This is a genomic window from Brevibacillus halotolerans (assembly GCF_026891775.1).
Taxonomy (GTDB): domain Bacteria; phylum Bacillota; class Bacilli; order Brevibacillales; family Brevibacillaceae; genus Brevibacillus_B; species Brevibacillus_B halotolerans.
Window position 1 is genome coordinate 59,857 of sequence record NZ_JAPTNK010000020.1, and the last position, 16,915, is coordinate 76,771.

14 protein-coding genes and 1 riboswitch are annotated in these 16,915 nt (G+C 42.2%); of the genes, 10 read left to right on the forward strand and 4 right to left on the reverse strand.

Going from position 1 to position 16,915, the window contains the following annotated elements; genetic code table 11:
- The first annotated feature begins 312 nt into the window (after window positions 1-312).
- The 7 genes from fabL (at window position 313) to O0550_RS20395 (ending at window position 6,200) form a co-directional block, all read left to right on the forward strand.
- Window positions 313-1,071: an enoyl-[acyl-carrier-protein] reductase FabL gene (gene fabL, locus O0550_RS20365; RefSeq protein WP_035318912.1), complete on the forward strand. Its 759-nt coding sequence runs from the start codon at window positions 313-315 to the stop codon at window positions 1,069-1,071.
- Window positions 1,072-1,174: 103 nt separating this feature from the next.
- On the forward strand, window positions 1,175-1,588 hold the full coding sequence (locus O0550_RS20370; RefSeq protein ID WP_003344106.1) for a GNAT family N-acetyltransferase: 414 nt from the start codon (window positions 1,175-1,177) through the stop codon (window positions 1,586-1,588).
- Between the two features lie 45 nt (window positions 1,589-1,633).
- Complete coding sequence (locus O0550_RS20375) at window positions 1,634-2,176, forward strand: DUF402 domain-containing protein (RefSeq protein ID WP_003335419.1); 543 nt, start codon at window positions 1,634-1,636, stop codon at window positions 2,174-2,176.
- 8 nt (window positions 2,177-2,184) lie between these two features.
- Window positions 2,185-2,448: a hypothetical protein gene (locus O0550_RS20380; RefSeq protein ID WP_258427156.1), complete on the forward strand. Its 264-nt coding sequence runs from the start codon at window positions 2,185-2,187 to the stop codon at window positions 2,446-2,448.
- 16 nt (window positions 2,449-2,464) lie between these two features.
- Window positions 2,465-4,258 (forward strand): ABC transporter ATP-binding protein, encoded by a 1,794-nt coding sequence (locus O0550_RS20385; RefSeq protein WP_258427157.1) that lies wholly within the window; start codon window positions 2,465-2,467, stop codon window positions 4,256-4,258.
- 69 nt (window positions 4,259-4,327) lie between these two features.
- Window positions 4,328-5,533, forward strand: a complete 1,206-nt coding sequence (locus O0550_RS20390) for an MFS transporter (RefSeq protein WP_003344112.1) — start codon at window positions 4,328-4,330, stop codon at window positions 5,531-5,533.
- A 52-nt stretch (window positions 5,534-5,585) separates the two neighbouring features.
- Entirely contained in the window at window positions 5,586-6,200 is a 615-nt protein-coding gene (locus tag O0550_RS20395) for a DL-endopeptidase inhibitor IseA family protein (RefSeq protein WP_003335414.1), read from the forward strand.
- A 67-nt stretch (window positions 6,201-6,267) separates the two neighbouring features.
- Here the strand turns inward: O0550_RS20395 and O0550_RS20400 are convergent, their stop codons facing one another.
- From O0550_RS20400 to O0550_RS20415, 4 genes are all read right to left on the reverse strand, one after another.
- Window positions 6,268-6,951 carry a zinc metallopeptidase gene (locus tag O0550_RS20400; protein WP_258427158.1) on the reverse strand — a complete coding sequence of 228 codons (684 nt, stop codon included), beginning with the start codon at window positions 6,949-6,951 and terminating at the stop codon, window positions 6,268-6,270.
- 271 nt (window positions 6,952-7,222) lie between these two features.
- A complete protein-coding gene (locus O0550_RS20405) occupies window positions 7,223-11,803 on the reverse strand; it encodes a glutamate synthase-related protein (RefSeq protein WP_258427166.1) in 4,581 nt (1,526 codons plus the stop codon).
- Between the two features lie 317 nt (window positions 11,804-12,120).
- A complete protein-coding gene (locus O0550_RS20410; RefSeq protein WP_003335410.1) occupies window positions 12,121-12,279 on the reverse strand; it encodes a hypothetical protein in 159 nt (52 codons plus the stop codon).
- A gap of 145 nt (window positions 12,280-12,424) precedes the next feature.
- Complete coding sequence (locus O0550_RS20415; protein WP_003344121.1) at window positions 12,425-13,720, reverse strand: glutamate-1-semialdehyde 2,1-aminomutase; 1,296 nt, start codon at window positions 13,718-13,720, stop codon at window positions 12,425-12,427.
- Between the two features lie 154 nt (window positions 13,721-13,874).
- Here O0550_RS20415 and O0550_RS20420 point away from each other — a divergent pair, with 154 nt between their 5' ends.
- Genes O0550_RS20420 through O0550_RS20430 form a run of 3 tightly spaced genes read left to right on the forward strand, consistent with a single transcriptional unit; the run spans window position 13,875 to window position 16,459 of the window.
- On the forward strand, window positions 13,875-14,870 hold the full coding sequence (locus O0550_RS20420; protein ID WP_003335409.1) for an ABC transporter ATP-binding protein: 996 nt from the start codon (window positions 13,875-13,877) through the stop codon (window positions 14,868-14,870).
- 1 nt (window position 14,871) lies between these two features.
- Complete coding sequence (locus tag O0550_RS20425) at window positions 14,872-15,666, forward strand: ABC transporter permease (protein ID WP_258427159.1); 795 nt, start codon at window positions 14,872-14,874, stop codon at window positions 15,664-15,666.
- 4 nt (window positions 15,667-15,670) lie between these two features.
- The gene (locus O0550_RS20430; RefSeq protein ID WP_003335406.1) at window positions 15,671-16,459 is read left to right on the forward strand and encodes an ABC transporter permease; all 789 of its coding nucleotides are present in this window, start codon (window positions 15,671-15,673) and stop codon (window positions 16,457-16,459) included.
- A gap of 72 nt (window positions 16,460-16,531) precedes the next feature.
- A riboswitch (FMN riboswitch) is annotated at window positions 16,532-16,685 on the forward strand.
- Window positions 16,686-16,915: the final 230 nt, after the last annotated feature.

Sequence of the window (16,915 nt, forward strand, 5' to 3'; positions counted from 1 at the left end):
TTGTGTAAAGATTCCCATAACCATCATTTTTCTGAACCTCCTTTCCAAGTGTTAGCATTATTCCTTAATAGTATGGTATTATTTTCAATTTGTAAAGTATAAAATTAACGATTTGTAAAAGAAAATAAAAAGATTGAAGTCTTTTTCATATGAAGGCAATAATTGGTTATAAAGACTACACCTGATCTACATTTGCACGTAGCGATGCAATGGTATAGCTTGTATAATATAGAAGTTAATTAGTACCAGATGTTAATAGCTGGTAGATGGAACGTTTCTTTTTTACATTTTTGGAAGGAAGGGAAGAAATATATGAGTAGAAATGGAAAAGTAGCATTAGTTACAGGTGGAACCAGAGGTATTGGGAAGGCGATTGCTCACCAATTAGCTGACCAAGGCTATGATTTAGTCATTAACTATCTGCGTAATCGTACAGCAGCAAGAGAAGCAGCATCTGAATTAGAAGCGAAGGGTGTTCGCGTTCATTTGGTAAAAACCAATGTTGGAGATGTTGCAAAAATTAAAGAGATGTTTAAAGAGATTGATGAGGAATTCGGCCGTTTAGATATACTGGTGAACAATGCAGCTTCTGGTGTGCTACGCCCTTTAATGGAGTTAGAAGAGAGTCACTGGGACTGGACTATGGAAATTAACAGCAAGGCTTTATTATTCTGTGCGCAAGAAGCAGCAAAATTAATGCAAAAAACCAATGATGGCGGTAAAATCGTAAGCTTGTCCAGTTTGGGCTCTATTCGTGTCATTGAAAATTACACAACAGTGGGAGTATCTAAGGCTGCTGTAGAAGCATTAACTCGTTATCTTGCTGTAGAATTAGCTCCGTATAACATCTCTGTAAATGCTGTGTCTGGAGGCGTTGTTGATACAGGAGCATTAAAGCATTTCCCAAACCGTGAAGAATTATTGGAAGCATCTGCTAATAAAACTCCGGTAGGGCGTATGGTCGAAGAAGAGGATTTGGCTAATACGGTTATGTTTTTGTTATCTGACCAAGCAAAAATGATTTGCGGTCAAACGATTATTGTGGATGGCGGTATTTCTTTACTAGTTTAGTTCCTGTTAGAAAACTGCTACAATGTAAGTTGTGTTTAAGGGGACAAACTTTCCTCAGTAGTGTACAATAGAAAAATGAAGCCGTCTAAGGGAGGCGCCTATTATGATTATTCGGACGTTTCGTCTGGGCGATTATGCGGCAATTACTCGTATTTGGCAAGAAACAGAATTAAATCGAACTGATACGGAAACGATGGACTCTCTTGCTAAACAATTAGCTTGGGACAGCGACTTGGTTATGGTTGCTGAGGAAGATGGAGAAGTTGTAGGAGTTATTGTCGGCACGATAGATGGAACTCGTGCTTATTTTTATCGTTTAGCTGTTTCACGTTCTTCCCAAGGCAGGGGCATTGGCCGTAAGCTAGTAGAAGCCCTAGAGAATCGTTTTCACCAGCGCGGTGTCAATCAAATTCTTATTATGGTCAATCAGGCGAATGAACAGGTGTTACCTTTTTACCAAGCCATGGGATACGAATTGCAACAGTATATTACGCTTTCTAAAAAAATTTCCTCCTAAGGAAATATTTCTTTAAAAGATGAAAATGGAAGAAAGGAGAGAGTCATGTCGTCGCAAGTACCAGGTTCTATTATACGCATTGAAAGCTTCAAACATAATCAGTCCTTACACCGTACTTGGGATCGCACTACGCTCATTCATACGAGCGATACAGTAGTGATAGCCGGTAATGATCGTGTCAAAGTCACAGAGTCTGATGGGCGTGAATGGCGTACAAGAGAGCCTGCAATCTGTACATTTGGACGAGGACAATGGTTTAATATACTCGCCATGATCCGTGATGACGGGATTTACTATTACTGTAACATCGGTTCTCCTTTCAGTTTAAAAGGAAATTTACTTAGCTATATCGACTATGATCTGGATGTGAAAGTCTATCCGGATATGACGTATACGGTATTAGATGAAGAAGAATATGCTCTACATAGCGCGCAAATGAATTACCCTCCATATGTGAAGGAACGGGTTCACTTGGCGTTGGACGAGGTTTTGGAATGGATTAAAGCAAAACGTGGGCCTTTCCAAAGCGGATTTGTTCAAAGATGGTATGAACGGTACCAACTGCTAAAGCACAATGATGAAGAGTAGTCAATTACATGTCACGGATACACACCCCTGTTATCGGTCAAGCGAAATTTGGCAACGATAACAGGGGTATTTTTGAATCCCATACGCGTTCAATCGTTAGAAAACAGAGAAAACCAGCTAAAAAGAAAAAGAAAAGTGAATTTATTGGAGGTAAATGGGCTGTTACCGTATACTTGACAACAAGACATAACCGTCTATCTGTTGTAAAATCGGTTTCACAGAGACTTAGACTTCAGGGAATGAAAGCGCGGCGCATTCATCTTTCATACTAACAGCAGGAGTGGTGCTATGAATAGCATACGCAGATACTTACGTTATGTGGGACCTTATAAAGTGAAAATTATTGTAACCATTGGTATTGGTATTGTAAAATTTGGGATCCCATTATTAATGCCATTAATTCTCAAATATGTGATAGACACCTTAGTTACAGGAACAATGCCTAAGGAAGATAAGCTATATCAATTGTTTTGGTTAATGTGTGCAGCTTTTTTTCTGTTTACAATCGTGCGAGCCCCTGTAGAGTATTATCGCCAATATTATGCTCAATGGATTTCCAGTCGTGTTCTATTTGACATTCGTAACCAATTATTTAGCCACCTACAGAAATTATCCATGCGATTTTACAACAATCATAAGGTAGGAGAAATTATTTCACGGGTTGTAAATGATGTAGAGCAGACAAAAAGCTTTATTGAAACGGGACTTATGAATATTTGGTTGGATTTAGTGACTATTTTTATTACGCTTTCCATTATGCTTTTTATGGATGTAAAGCTAACTTTGATTGCTATTGTTGTGTTTCCTTTGTATGGATTTTCGATTAAGTATTTTTATAAGAGATTGCGCCAACTAATGAGGGAGCGATCGCAGAAGCTAGCTGAATTACAAGGTCATCTCCACGAACGAGTTAATGGAATTTCCGTTACTCGTAGTTTTGCTTTAGAGGAGTATGAGGCAAAGCAATTTGAAAAGAAAAATCAAAGATTCTTACATAAGGCTTTAGAGCAAACTAGCTGGAATGCCTATACCTTTTCTGTGGTTAATACGATTACGGATATTGCACCGCTTTTAGTTATTGGCTTTGCAGGCTATCAAGTCATCCAAGGTATGCTAACCATTGGAACGCTCATGGCTTTTTACGCTTATTTGGAGCGACTATATACGCCACTCAGACGGGTGGTTAATTCATCGACTACATTGACGCAAGCGATCGCTTCTATGGATCGTATGTTTGATTTTATTGATGAGCAATATGATATCGTGGATAGACCGGGAGCTTGTACGTTGCCCGTGAATCCTGAAACAAAAAGGATTAGCGGGCGTGTAGAATTTGATAAGGTTACTTTTGGTTATACCGAGAAAGATGAACCAGTTCTACATGATGTACAATTACGGATTGAACCGGGTGAAACGGTAGCATTAGTCGGTATGTCAGGAGGTGGAAAGTCTTCTCTTATTAGTTTAATTCCACGATTTTGGGATGTGACGGATGGACGAATCCTCATTGATGGCATCGATGTACGGGACGTTACGCAAAAAAGCCTGCGTGAGCAAATCGGAATTGTCATGCAGGATAACATTTTGTTTAGCGAGTCAGCCAGAATGAATATTTCAATGGGGAATCCGCAAGCGACAGAAGAAGAAATAATAGCAGCAGCCAAGGCGGCGAATGCACATGAATTCATTAGTGAACTGCCAGAGGGCTACGACACTGAATTAGGTGAGCGAGGGGTCAAGCTTTCGGGAGGTCAGAAGCAACGAATTGCTATTGCCCGCGTCTTTTTGAAGGACCCCGCCATTTTAATTTTGGATGAAGCCACTTCCGCATTGGATTTGGAATCAGAGCACATGATTCAAGAATCCTTAGCTCATCTGGCAAAGGGCAGAACGACTATTATTGTAGCCCATCGTCTGTCTACCATTACACATGCAGATAAGATTGTTGTGTTAAAGGATGGACGCATTGTGGAAATGGGGAAACATGAAGAGCTTCTTTTGCAGCAAGGGGCTTATCATACCTTATGGAACGTCCAAGACTTTGGGAACATAGATCAAGAAGCTATTTCGTCGAATGGATGAGTAGATAAACATCCAACCTAGAAAAACAGCCTCTGACTTTTTCACTGGCTTAAAATAAGGAGTGAGGGTATGGAGACCTGGAAACGTAATTTATTTGTTCTCTGTGGTGCTTTGTTTATCGTTATGGTAGGAATGAGTATGGTAATGCCATTTCTCCCGCTCTTTATTCAGGAAGAATTACATATCACGAACACTCACGACGCAACGTTGTGGTCTGGGATCATATTTGGAGCCAACTTTTTAACGGCTGGATTAGTGTCACCTGTTTGGGGGAACTTGGCAGATAAGTATGGACGTAAAATAATGATACTCCGCTCTGGTTTTTTAATGTCAATTACGATTGGGCTAACTGGACTGGCAGGCAATGTATGGCATTTATTATTTCTGCGTTTATTAAACGGAACGATTAGTGGAATCATTCCTGCCAGCAATGCTTTAGTAGCCTCTAGTGTGCCTCAGGAGCGTTCGGGATGGGCCTTAGGCATTTTGCAATCCTGTGTTGTATCTGGCTCGATAATGGGGCCTTTCTTTGGAGGCTTGCTTGCGGATTTAGTTGGGTACCGTGCTGTGTTTATGGTAACAGGCAGTTTATTATTTATAGCAACGCTTATCATTACGTTTACCGTAAAGGAAGACTTTACACCTTTGCCAAAAACAGAACAGACAAGTTTGCGAGAGGACTTTAAAATGGTGTTTGCAAGCAAAACACTGCCGGTTCTGTTTGGCGTAACGGTAATTGTTCAATTTGCCCTAAATGGAATTGTTCCGATCCTCCCGATCTTTGTGAAAGAGCTGATTGGGAGTAGCGAGAGAGTGGCCTTTTTTGCAGGATTAGTTACAGCTATGACAGGAATAGCTAATGTTATTGCTTCCCCTCAGTTAGGCAAATTGGGAGATAGGATTGGTCCGCATAAAGTATTGCTCGGCTGCTTGCTTGCATCTGCTATTATCTATATTCCAACGGCGATGGTGCAAACGCTCTGGCAATTACTTATTTTGCGTTTCATGGCAGGATTATGTGTAGGTGGACTATTGCCGGCTGTTAATTCCTTGTTACGAAAAGCTACTCCGAGTCATATGGTTAGTCGAGTATTTGGCTATAATAACAGCTTTTTATGTCTTGGAAATATGCTTGGACCGGTGACGGGAGGCTTTCTAGCTGGATTTGTAGGCTTAAACGGTGTATTCTTAATGACGAGCATTCTCCTGTTTTTAAACTTTATATGGTTCTTGTATGCGGTTCGACATGGTTTTGAGGCAGTATCGAGTGAATAAGCGTAACGTGCCACCATGTTTTGGCGTCATACTGAAAAAGGAGTGAAACAATATGAAAAAATGGACAGGCTTTCTGATTTTATCAGCTTTGGTTGTAGCATTGGCAGGTTGTACAGGCAATCAGCCCGAACAGAAGCCTACAACTCCAACGACAGAAACTGCTCAGCCAGCTGCGGAGATAACAAAACCGGCTGGAAGTAAGCATACCAATATGGATGAAAAAGAAGCTGTCGCGTTGGCAGCCGAGGGAGCAAACGCTTATGAGTATGTCTTACGCGGAGGAAAAATAGATCCAGATAAAAGTAAGAGCTTTTCTCATGATGGAAAAGACTATCGCTTTGTAGGAAGCGATATAGATACGAAAGAAAAGCTGATGAAATACCTGGAGAATATCTATACCAAAGCTGCAAGAGATAAGGTCATAGACAATCTTAAGCTAATTGAAAAAGAAGGAAAGCTGGCTCAACCAACCGTAGATAAAAGCAGTGTGCTTCAATGGGAAGGTGGGCAGGCAGAAATGATTACAGAAGATCAAAATGGCAGAGAGTATGAAATTAAAGTTCCTGTCGGAGAAGGCAATGAAGTTGATTTTAAAGGCTATTCTGTTCGTATGAAGCAAGAGGATGGGGCATGGAAGCTTGATACCATTCCTGGTGTGAAGGAGTAAATTGCATCAACCATAAATGAAAGGCGCCCCTGATGGGACGCCTTTTTTAGATTTATAAAAGGAATTTTTAGTCGTCGCTGTCTCGTTTAAACAACCAAATATACTCAAGCAACTGTAGTACAGACATGAGAGCTGCGGCTACATAGGTAAGGGCTGCAGCACCAAGTACGGCTTTAACCTCACGTTCTTCTGAGTTACGAATATAGCCCATTTTAATCATTAAATCTCTGGCACGGCTACTAGCGTTGAACTCGACTGGCAAGGTAATGACTTGAAATAGTACGGCTACGCTAAAAGCAATGATCCCAAGCAGGAAGAGACCACTGATTTTCAAGAACAGACCACCTAATAACAAGAAAGGGGCTACTCCCGAAGTAAGGTTGACCAATGGAAAAATACGATGTCTAGCAACTAGCATTGGATAATCAACCTTGTGCTGAATCGCGTGACCTACCTCATGACAGGCTACAGAGACTGCTGAGATGGAGTCGCTAAAATACACAGGATCTGACAAGCGTACCGTTTTAGACATTGGGTCGTAGTGGTCTGTAAGAGTACCTGGTATATGTTCGACTGGAATATGGGATAAACCGTTAGAATCCAGTAAATGTCTAGCTGCCTCAGCCCCGGTCATTCTAGAAGAAACAGGTACCTCCGAGTATTTGCTAAACGTTCCTTTTACACGGAATTGTGCCCACATCGTTAGACCGAATGCCGCCAAAATTAATATCGTCCATGGGGTAAAAAGCATGTAAAATCACTCCTATCTATGATGATTCTCCTTGTCCTCTTCTCATCCTATGTTCATTGTGCACGAAAAATGGTGAGAAGACACAAAAATACATCTTTATTATGAAAATAAATCGTTGGGTAGCTCGTTATTTCAGCTTGCCAGTTAATTTACATACGTATTAACTTAAAAAAGGTTTCATTTATTTTGATATTACCACAAAAAATGATCAAATAAAAAAACAAGCCCACACCGGGGCTTGCTTTTCTTCTTCTCTTCTTCGGTACTGTTCTTACTCAGTTGATACAGAAGGATCGGCTTGCTCTCTTTTAGGCGTAATTTGTACAAAATGAGCTTCCGGATGCTCCAATAATTTTTGAATGAGCCCTGCTTCTTCATATTGTTCTGTGGCCAATAGCTCTTCTTTATATTTTGCTACTAGCTCGGATACATCAGAAATACCTTTGGCATCAAGCTTGTAAATGAACACTTTAGCCCCTTTGGCGATACGACGTTTCAGGGCATCCTCGTCAAAGCCTAGTTCTGGTTGTAGTCGAACATATACAGTACCTCCCGTCATTCCAGCACAAATCCATGGGCCTGGATCACCAAGCACGACGGCGCGGCCATTTGTCATGTATTCAAAAGCGAAGCCTTTTAGATTGGCACGGGCCCCTAGTCCTCCTAAATGATCTTGAAGTGGCTCTGTAATAGCGCCGCCAAATACAACGTCTGCACCGGAGAGGCGAATGCAGGCACGAGAATCAGCATTTCCTTGAACAATAAATAGTCCCTTCTGTGCTCCGTAGCAAAAGCTTTTTCCGACAGAACCATTGATATAGTGCCCGTGGGCTCCTTTAGACTTGAGAATGGAGACAACACCTCCAAAGCTCGTTTTACCAACACCATCTTGTGCTCCGCCTTGTACGCGAATTCTCACACCCTCTGCATTGTAGGCCGCAAGCCCGTTTCCTGGAACACTGCCGTGATCATAAGACAAGGATACCTCTGGTAATGACATATAGCTTCCGTCTAAATAAGGCTTCACACGTGCTCCTGACCAACGACTTCCCAATACTCGCTCTCCTGATAAAATGGCTGAAAAATTTTGCTGAATCGGTTGATCGAGACTTACATAGTGATCCCTTTCTTGAACTTGCTCTGCGTTTTCTATTGCTCCTGCGGCTACCAAGACTTTTGCGGCTGTCGATTCATAACTAGCCCCGCGATGCTTGGAAGTAGTAAATAAGGGATGGACACAGAGCAGTGACTCCAAATCCATTTGGTTTAAGCCGCGAGCCTGCACTAGCAAATCGGATCGACCTACGAGGTCCTGCGAATGGGTAAATCCAAGTTTGGCAGTAATTCGCTGTAGTTCTTGCCCAAATTGGGTGAACAGATTAGTAAGCCCAGATACGGCCAAATCAAATTGACGGGGAACAAAACGGCGTAAGCCCTTTTCGTGGGCTTCTTCCAAATTATCAATTTGCGTGGCTATTCCAACATGACAGGTATCTAAGTGGCAGCCGCGACAGGTAGTACATCCCACGGCAATCATAGCTAACGTGGCAAAGCCAATGCGATTAGCCCCCAGCATCATTAATTTAGCCACATCCAGTGCGCTTTTGACGCCGCCATCTGCCCAAATCTCTACCTGATTGCGTAGACCGGCCTCCAGTAAGGCATTATGAGCCGCCTTTACACCAATCTCAGCGGGAAGCCCGACGTGTTGTAGAGCATGCACACGGGCAGCTCCTGTGCCACCATCAAATCCTGACAAGGTAATATAATCAGCACCAGCTTTGGCTATTCCCACAGCAATGGTTCCAATATTAGGTACGATAGGCACCTTAACGCATACTTTTGCTTGATGATTGGCTGTTTTTAATTCTGTAATCATCTGAGCCAAATCTTCAATGGAGTAGATATCATGATTGTTAGAAGGTGAAATTAGATCGGACCCTACGGTAGCATTTCGGGCAGCAGCAATCTTTTCTGTAACCTTCGAGCCGGGTAAATGTCCGCCCTCACCTGGTTTTGCCCCTTGACCAATTTTGATCTCCAATAGGTTTGAAGAGTTAGCTAACTCAACATTTACGCCAAATCGTCCTGACGCTATCTGCTGACCGCGGGTGCGTGGGTATTTGCCCAGCATATCTTTAATTTCTCCGCCTTCACCGTTCATGGAAATCATATTGAGGCGATCAGCGGCTTCTGCATAGGCACGGAAGGCTGTCTCATTCTGTGAGCCAAATGACATAGAAGAAATCATAAACGGCAATGAATGCTCCCCTACGCTGTTGTCCACTTGCTCGGGTTCAATTCGAGCGGTATCCTGCTGAGTGCCTCTTTTTTCATAGGCGATATCGGTTAGGTGACGGATGGAGATCGGGTTTTCCTGCTCATTTTCTTCTAATTTTAATGCGTAATCTGCATAAGGAATTTCAGCGCTGGCAATTTGCCCGATGGCCTTCCATAACCGTGGGAATAGGTGGAAGGTTCGTGCCTCACGTGCTTTTTCGTCCTTATATAATTCGTAGCGCTGACGACTTTCTTCTTCTAACTGGTCAAGTGATAGGCCGGCCTTATCTGAACCACAGAAGGTTGGGATTTGTAGAATATTAGCTACTTCCGCATGCAGACCTATTGCAGAAAAAAGGCGCCCATAGCCACGTAGCTCATGAATACCGATTGTTGATGTTACTTTTTCGAGCCCTTTTGTTAAAGCAGTAAATAGATTGTGAACTGCTTCTGTTCCTCCCTTTGCAAATACAGTGGCAAACAATATGTGTGGAGCCACTGCCTCTGCACCGCTTCCCAGTAGAAGAGCGATATCATGCAAGGAACGAATAGCACCGGATCGAACGATGATGCTTACTTGTCTGCGTAGATTATGATTAGGGGACTCAGCTTGCTTGAGCGCTCTGTCAATATGGGCTGTTATCAGCAAAGGATCGATAAAATATTGATTTTCAATATGAACCATTGAGTCATCAAGAATTAATAAAGCGGCTCCCTTTTCCACAGCTTGACAAGCCTCCTGAGCAAGGCGATCCAATGCTTCCGATAAACGTTCAGTTTCTCGAAATACGGTTGGCAAGACGACTACACTATGCGGATTTGTGTGGAAGCAGGAAATAATTTGTTCTAAAGTCATCATACCTTGAGGAGATGCAAGCTCTTGGAACGATTGTCCCTCCACGAGCAGCGGTGAAGCGATCTCCATGCGAGTATGCGGTTCGGTTTCCTTTTGTGATAGGAATGTTCTTTTTCCTAAAACCACACGCGTTGAAAAATGTTCAATTTCTCGATCTCTGTCGATTGCTGGATTAGTTACGACTGCCACGCTTTCTTTAATGTAATCGCTGATATTTTGGCGTTCTTTGGACAAGGCAGCGAGTGGTCCGTCATAGCCAAGCGAACGAATCGGCTCTGCACCATTAGAAGCCATTTGCTCAATAAGCTGGATTTGCTCTCGATCCCAACCAAATGCACTAAATGCTTGAGCAGTAGGCGCTTCATAATCAGAAGAAGGAGCGACCATTTCGCTTTGATAGGCGTAATGTAAATGCTGGCGGAAATGTTGACAGGAAATTTTCGTCTGAAAGCTGGCCTTAACAAGCTCTTGCAGCTTTGAATGACTAAAGATTTTGATACCTTGTTGGCTTAGCTGAACACCAATTTTCTCGCCAGGGGCTAATGATTTTGGCTCGCTTACCATTTCAGACACAGGAATAATGCCTTGCTCGGAGGAGAAATAAAGGGATTCTTCACTTTCTACCATCCAGACGGGGCGCAATCCCAAGGAGTCCACACTAAAGACGCATTGATCGGCGTAGCGAGAAACGATACCAGCGGGACCTTGAGCAAAGTGCCCCCAAGCCTGTCGGAGGTACGTGTATAAATCCTGTAAATCATGAGAAAATAATTTTATTTCATTGTGGATAGGTGGAAAAATAACCTCTAAGGATTCAAATAGGGTCAATCCATAGCGATGAATAAAGGTTTCGATGGTACGATTTAAATTTTGAGAGTCACTGCCACCTTCGACTAACGGTACGTGTAGCATGCGGGCCTCTTCTTCAAGTTTACTAATGGTATTAATTTCTCCATTATGTCCTAATAAAGAAAAGGGCTGGACTCGGAAAAAATTAGATAATGTGTTGGTTGAGTAGCGATTATGACCGATTGTAACAGTAGAGGCGAAGGATGGATCAGCTAAATCTACGAAATAGCGGGGTAAGATGTTCGCTGCACCCATCAATTTATAAGAAACGGTGTGATTGCTGAGGGAAGCAACATGTACATGATAGGTATCTTCAATTTCAACATGGAGTTCAAATAATAATCCGGCGTATTGTTCAGGCGTTAATGTGGTTGGGTGGATGGCTTGGTTTGGCATGAAAGCGATTTGCCAAAAGAGTGGTTCATCCTGCTGTGCGTTTTTTCCTAACACGTTTGAATGAACTTGATTTTCACGCTCAGCTAAAACAGTTAAGCCGTGTTTTTTTATAAGCAAGCCGATTTCTTCCTGGACTTTTTTTACCTCATGTCCTTTGCGGGGAACAAAAATATGAGCAACTGCAAAGGAAGGATCATACGCCAAATCACTTTCGAAGAGTGAGTTTTCTAAATATTTCTCCCAAAGATAACGAGGGATATCCGTTAATACACCACATCCGTCACCTTCTCCATCAATAAATCCAGAGCGATGCTCCATTTGTACTAAGGTCCGAATGGTTTCATCTACATTTTTCCTTGTAGGTGTTCCTGTTTTTTCGATGATACAGATAATTCCACAGCTATCATGTTCTGTTGTGTGATAATTCCGAAAGTTACTAGTGTGCATATGCTTTTCATTTCTCTTTTGCATAGTAACGGTCAGTAGGTCTGACCTCCACCTCCTTCGTTCTTCTAAGACAGTTGAGTATAAGTCCTTTTTATAGAAGATTGGACTCAATGTGGATGCTCATTGTGCAAACAGGGGAAGCATATCGTTAGTTACCATTGAGAATAACACGAAAGAGGCAAGCAAAACAATATCAAAACAATTAATTATACAAATGTAAGCGTTTTTATGCAAACTTTTTTCTGATATTTGTGTGTTTATTGAATTGATAAGCAATATTTTGGTATAAAATTGTATAAATTATACAAATAAACAACCCCCGATAATGGGGGCTGTCATGACTATTCGTCCCGATTTTCTGTTTTGTGCTGCTTTGTTTTGTGATGTTCTGTTTTACGTGGATTCTGGAAGCTTAAAAATTCCAGTGGCTTTGCACTCATCTTGGGATCAGTAAAGGTTTGCTCTGGTGCTTGTGGAAAGTCGTTTTTACCTCTGGACATTGACTAGCCCTCCTGTATTACGCTTTTTGAGTGAAGACACCAGTAGTTTTCCCTGAAAGCCAGAAGTTTGCCCGATCGTTTTTTTCCAAATGAAAAATAAGAAAGGCCTCCATACTCTTACACGTTTGGAGGCCTTTTTGATCTTTTATTTCTGTGCCATTTTCGCAAAGCAACGGTCTACTGCTTCGATTGTTTGTTTAATATCTGACTCAGTATGAGCTGTTGTGATAAACCAAGCCTCATATTTAGAAGGAGCCAGACAAATTCCTTCGTCCAATAACAAACGGAAGAATTGGGCAAACTGTTCTCCATCAGCACTTTGGGCTCCATCATAATCCGTAACGGTTGCATCGGTAAAATAAACAGCTAAAGCACCTTTTACGCGATTAATGCGAATGGTTATGCCGTGGCTTTCTGCGGCTTTACTAATCCCAGCTTCCAAGAGCATACCGAGACGATCGAGTTCTTCGTATACGCCTGGTTGTTTGAGGACTTCTAAGCATGCGATACCTGCTTTAATGGAGGCAGGATTTCCTGCATGTGTACCAGCTTGATAAGCAGGTCCAAGAGGTGCTACTTGTTCCATGATTTCACGACGACCGCCATATGCCCCAATTGGCAACCCGCCGCCAATAATTTTACCTAAGGCAGTCAAATCAGGCTCTACTCCCAATAAGTTCTGTGCTCCACCATAGCAGAAGCGGAAGGCAGTGATTACCTCGTCATACACCACAAGGGCTCCGGCCTCGTGAGTCAGGCGATTAACTTCTTCCAGGAAGCCTTTTTGAGGCATTACGATACCGAAGTTACCAACAATTGGCTCGACTAAAACAGCAGCAATTTCATGTCCCCATTTTTCTAGCGCATCTTTATATGCGTCAACATTATTAAATGGAACAGTAATAACCTCGTTAGCAATGCTTTGTGGGATACCAGCGCTATCTGGAATACCTAGTGTGGAAGGACCAGAACCGGCAGCTACTAGGACTAAATCAGAATGGCCGTGGTAGCAGCCAGCGAATTTAATGATTTTTGTGCGATTGGTATAGGCACGAGCTACACGAATGCACGTCATAACAGATTCTGTACCTGAGTTATTAAAACGAATACGCTCCATGGAAGGAATTGCTTCCCGAATCATCTCAGCAAAGGTAATCTCCCAAGGAGTTGGCGTACCATACAGTGTGCCATTTTGTGCCGCGTCCACGATTGCCTTTGTAACGTGTGGATGAGCATGCCCAGTAATGATGGGACCGTACGCTGCCAGATAATCTATGTATTTATTTCCATCTACGTCCCAAAAATAAGCTCCTTGTGCTTTTGCCATGACGACAGGAGAACCGCCACCAACGGCCTTAAACGAACGGGAAGGGCTGTTTACGCCCCCGACAATAACACCGTAAGCTTGTTCATGTAGTTTAGTTGATTGTTCACGATTCATGATTTCTTTCACTCCTTTTTCGACCTTTTTATCATAACATAGGATACCAAGTGTATTTGGGGCAAGTTTCTTTTTGCAAGTTGTCTTTGGCTCATATACACTATCTATCGTGGCAGTTATACCATAAAGCAGGAGAGGAAGGAACGCGAGAAATATGATAAATGTTACGCAATTAGAGAAAGTATTTCGCATTCACCAAGCTCGCAATGGCTTGTCTGGTGCTTTTCGCGATCTCTTTCAACGAGAATATAAAACAGTTCGTGCTGTTCATGAGCTTAGCTTCGAGGTACAAGCAGGTGAGATGTTTGCCTTAATTGGTGAAAATGGAGCCGGTAAATCAACAACTATCAAAATGCTGACAGGCATTTTAACCCCTTCTAGCGGAGAGATTTTAATTAATGGCTATCATCCGCACCGGGATCGAGAAAAATATGTTGAGTCCATCGGGGTTGTTTTTGGGCAACGTTCACAACTGTGGTGGGACTTGTCTCCATTAGAGTCGTTTCGTCTATTGCGCCGGGTCTATAAGGTAGATGAGGTAGCAGGACAGGCGTGGCAGGATCGGTTAATAGAAGAATTAGACATGGGCTCATTCATTCAGCAGCCTGTTCGTAAATTAAGTCTTGGACAGAGAATGCGCTGTGAAATCGCTGCTGCTCTTATTCATAAACCGAAGCTGCTGTTCCTTGATGAGCCAACAGTAGGCTTAGATGTACTGGTAAAACAAAAGATTCGTGACTTCCTAAAAAGTCTAAACGAAACGGAAAATACCACCGTTTTGCTTACTACACACGATGTATCTGATATTGAGGCACTGTGTAAACGAGTCTTAGTGATGGACAGCGGCAAGTTGATTTTTGACGGACTCTTAACTGATTTGAAGGAACGCTGGGGGAATAAAACCGAAGTAGTATTCCAATTTAAACAAAAAATGACTACCGAGAATCTGCGGGCTACTTTATCTGAGTTTGAATGCAGTATTGAGGGCATTAATGCATACTCCCTATCTGTTTCTTTTCAGCATGAAAAGCTGCCGGCCATTTTGACGCAAGTGATGGCTAGCTTTGAACTAACCGATGTAACAATCAAAGAAACCTCCACGGAAGAGATTGTACGTAACATTTACTCGACGACAAGCGGGGGATTTTAGCATGTGGAAACTTTATCAAGAGCTGATACGAATTCGCTTTCTGACCCTGCTTGCTTACCGGGTAAATTACTACAGCGGGATCATCATTTATGCGATTAATATCGGAGCTTATTACTTCTTGTGGGGGGCAATCTATTCCGGGCAGGACAATCTCGTTGGTATGTCTTTGGTTCAAATGACCTCTTATGTAGCAATTGCTTGGATGTCTCGTGCATTCTACTTTAACAATATCGACCAAGAAATAGGTCAGGATGTCAGAGAAGGGAAAGTAGCTATTGAGCTAATTCGTCCTTATAATTACCTGTCAGTCAAAACAGCACAAGCCTTGGGAGAAGGGATTTTTCGCCTTGTGTTTTTTGCTTTTCCGGGACTTCTCATTGTTCGGTTGTTCATTCCGTTCGAGTTTCCAAGCAGTGGGGAAATATGGGGGATGTACAGTGTAAGCTTGTTACTTGGTTTTGTGGTAAATACCCAAATTAATTTGCTCACAGGCCTACTAACGTTTTTCTTAATGAGAAATGAAGGAATGATTATGGCAAAACGCATGGTGGTAGATTTGCTGTCAGGTGTTGTTATTCCGATTAGCTTTTTTCCTGGAGTCACCCAAACGATCTTACAATATCTGCCGTTTCAGGCTATCAATTTTACGCCTAGTATGATTTTTACAGGGGCACTCCATGGTGAAAAAGCCTGGATAGCAATTGGCACACAGGTTATTTGGATCGCGTTATTATTTATACCAATTATTCTGTTGTGGCAACGTGCAAAACGAAATTTGGTCGTGCAAGGAGGATAGCCAGATGGGGCAAGTTATACGTTTGTTTCAAGATTATCTTAGCCAGTATTTTAAAGTAAAACTGTCGTATCGGGCCAACTTCATCGTGGAATTGCTGTCCAATATCGTAAGTGAACTGTTAAATCTGGTATTCATTTTAGTTGTATTTACACATGTTCCAAACATTCAGGGCTGGACGATGTATGAGATTATTTTTATTTATGGATACTTTTTAGTTCCATATGCCTTGTTTACGATGTTTTTTGGTTTTTGGGATTTTAATGAGCGCTATATTATCAGAGGAGAGATGGATCGCATCTTGACGCGGCCAGTCAATCATTTGGCGCAAATTTCGCTGGAATCCATTTCACCAGATCGTATATTTGGAGTTCTGACGGGGCTGTTAATTATGCTGTATGCAGGATGGAAGCTACAGCTTACAATCTCCTGGTACGATCCCATTATCTTTATCCTGTTAGTATTGAGTAGTACCTTGATCTACGGTGGTGTTTATACTGCAATAGCATCCGTGAGCTTTTATAGCGACTCACGTACGGGAATTGCTCCTATGATCTGGAATATTCAAAACTATGGGCGATATCCAGTAGACATTTACAACAATGCAATCGCAATTTTATTGAAATGGATTTTGCCATTCGCATTTGTAGGCTTCTATCCTTCAGCTTATTTTTTGAAAAAAGAGGATTTATATGGGTACACAATGCTAACGCCTGTGATGGGAATCATCTTTTTTACCTTAGGGATTTTAATCTGGAACCAAGGGGTTAAAAAATATAGCGGTGCAGGCTCGTGAGGAATAGCTTCATAAAATGATATTGTCATACGTGGAATTTCAGAGTATAATAATTACGTGAGAAAAATTTCACAATTCCTTCGGGGCAGGGTGAAATTCCCGACCGGCGGTGATGCGCATATCGAGCGTTAGCCCGCGAGCCACTTTTGCTGAAATGAGGCAGAAGTGTGCAGGATCTGGTGAGAATCCAGAGCCGACAGTACAGTCTGGATGGGAGAAGGATGACGACAGTACGATGCACACGTGCTTATTTTGTTGTGTCGGCTGAGGGAGAGGACTGCTCGATAAACAGCCCTTTGTTTCCCTATACCCTCTGGATTATGGTAAAGATCGTCAGTATGCCCCTGAAGAAGCATGATGCTTTTTTAGGGGCTTTTTTATTCTTTTCTAAGAGCGGAACAGTCGTCGTAAGTTTGTTTGGCAGTAGAGTAAAAAAATAACACGTGGTTGCGGATT

Coding starts and splice junctions, on each gene's coding strand:
- O0550_RS20395 (WP_003335414.1), top strand. CDS start 5,586: ATGAAAAAATGGACAGGCTTTCTGATTTTATCAGCTTTGGTTGTAGCA.
- O0550_RS20370 (WP_003344106.1), top strand. CDS start 1,175: ATGATTATTCGGACGTTTCGTCTGGGCGATTATGCGGCAATTACTCGT.
- O0550_RS20410 (WP_003335410.1), bottom strand. CDS start 12,279: ATGTCCAGAGGTAAAAACGACTTTCCACAAGCACCAGAGCAAACCTTT.
- O0550_RS20400 (WP_258427158.1), bottom strand. CDS start 6,951: ATGCTTTTTACCCCATGGACGATATTAATTTTGGCGGCATTCGGTCTA.
- O0550_RS20430 (WP_003335406.1), top strand. CDS start 15,671: ATGGGGCAAGTTATACGTTTGTTTCAAGATTATCTTAGCCAGTATTTT.
- O0550_RS20385 (WP_258427157.1), top strand. CDS start 2,465: ATGAATAGCATACGCAGATACTTACGTTATGTGGGACCTTATAAAGTG.
- O0550_RS20425 (WP_258427159.1), top strand. CDS start 14,872: ATGTGGAAACTTTATCAAGAGCTGATACGAATTCGCTTTCTGACCCTG.
- fabL (WP_035318912.1), top strand. CDS start 313: ATGAGTAGAAATGGAAAAGTAGCATTAGTTACAGGTGGAACCAGAGGT.
- O0550_RS20380 (WP_258427156.1), top strand. CDS start 2,185: ATGTCACGGATACACACCCCTGTTATCGGTCAAGCGAAATTTGGCAAC.
- O0550_RS20415 (WP_003344121.1), bottom strand. CDS start 13,720: ATGAATCGTGAACAATCAACTAAACTACATGAACAAGCTTACGGTGTT.
- O0550_RS20405 (WP_258427166.1), bottom strand. CDS start 11,803: ATGCAAAAGAGAAATGAAAAGCATATGCACACTAGTAACTTTCGGAAT.
- O0550_RS20375 (WP_003335419.1), top strand. CDS start 1,634: ATGTCGTCGCAAGTACCAGGTTCTATTATACGCATTGAAAGCTTCAAA.
- O0550_RS20420 (WP_003335409.1), top strand. CDS start 13,875: ATGATAAATGTTACGCAATTAGAGAAAGTATTTCGCATTCACCAAGCT.
- O0550_RS20390 (WP_003344112.1), top strand. CDS start 4,328: ATGGAGACCTGGAAACGTAATTTATTTGTTCTCTGTGGTGCTTTGTTT.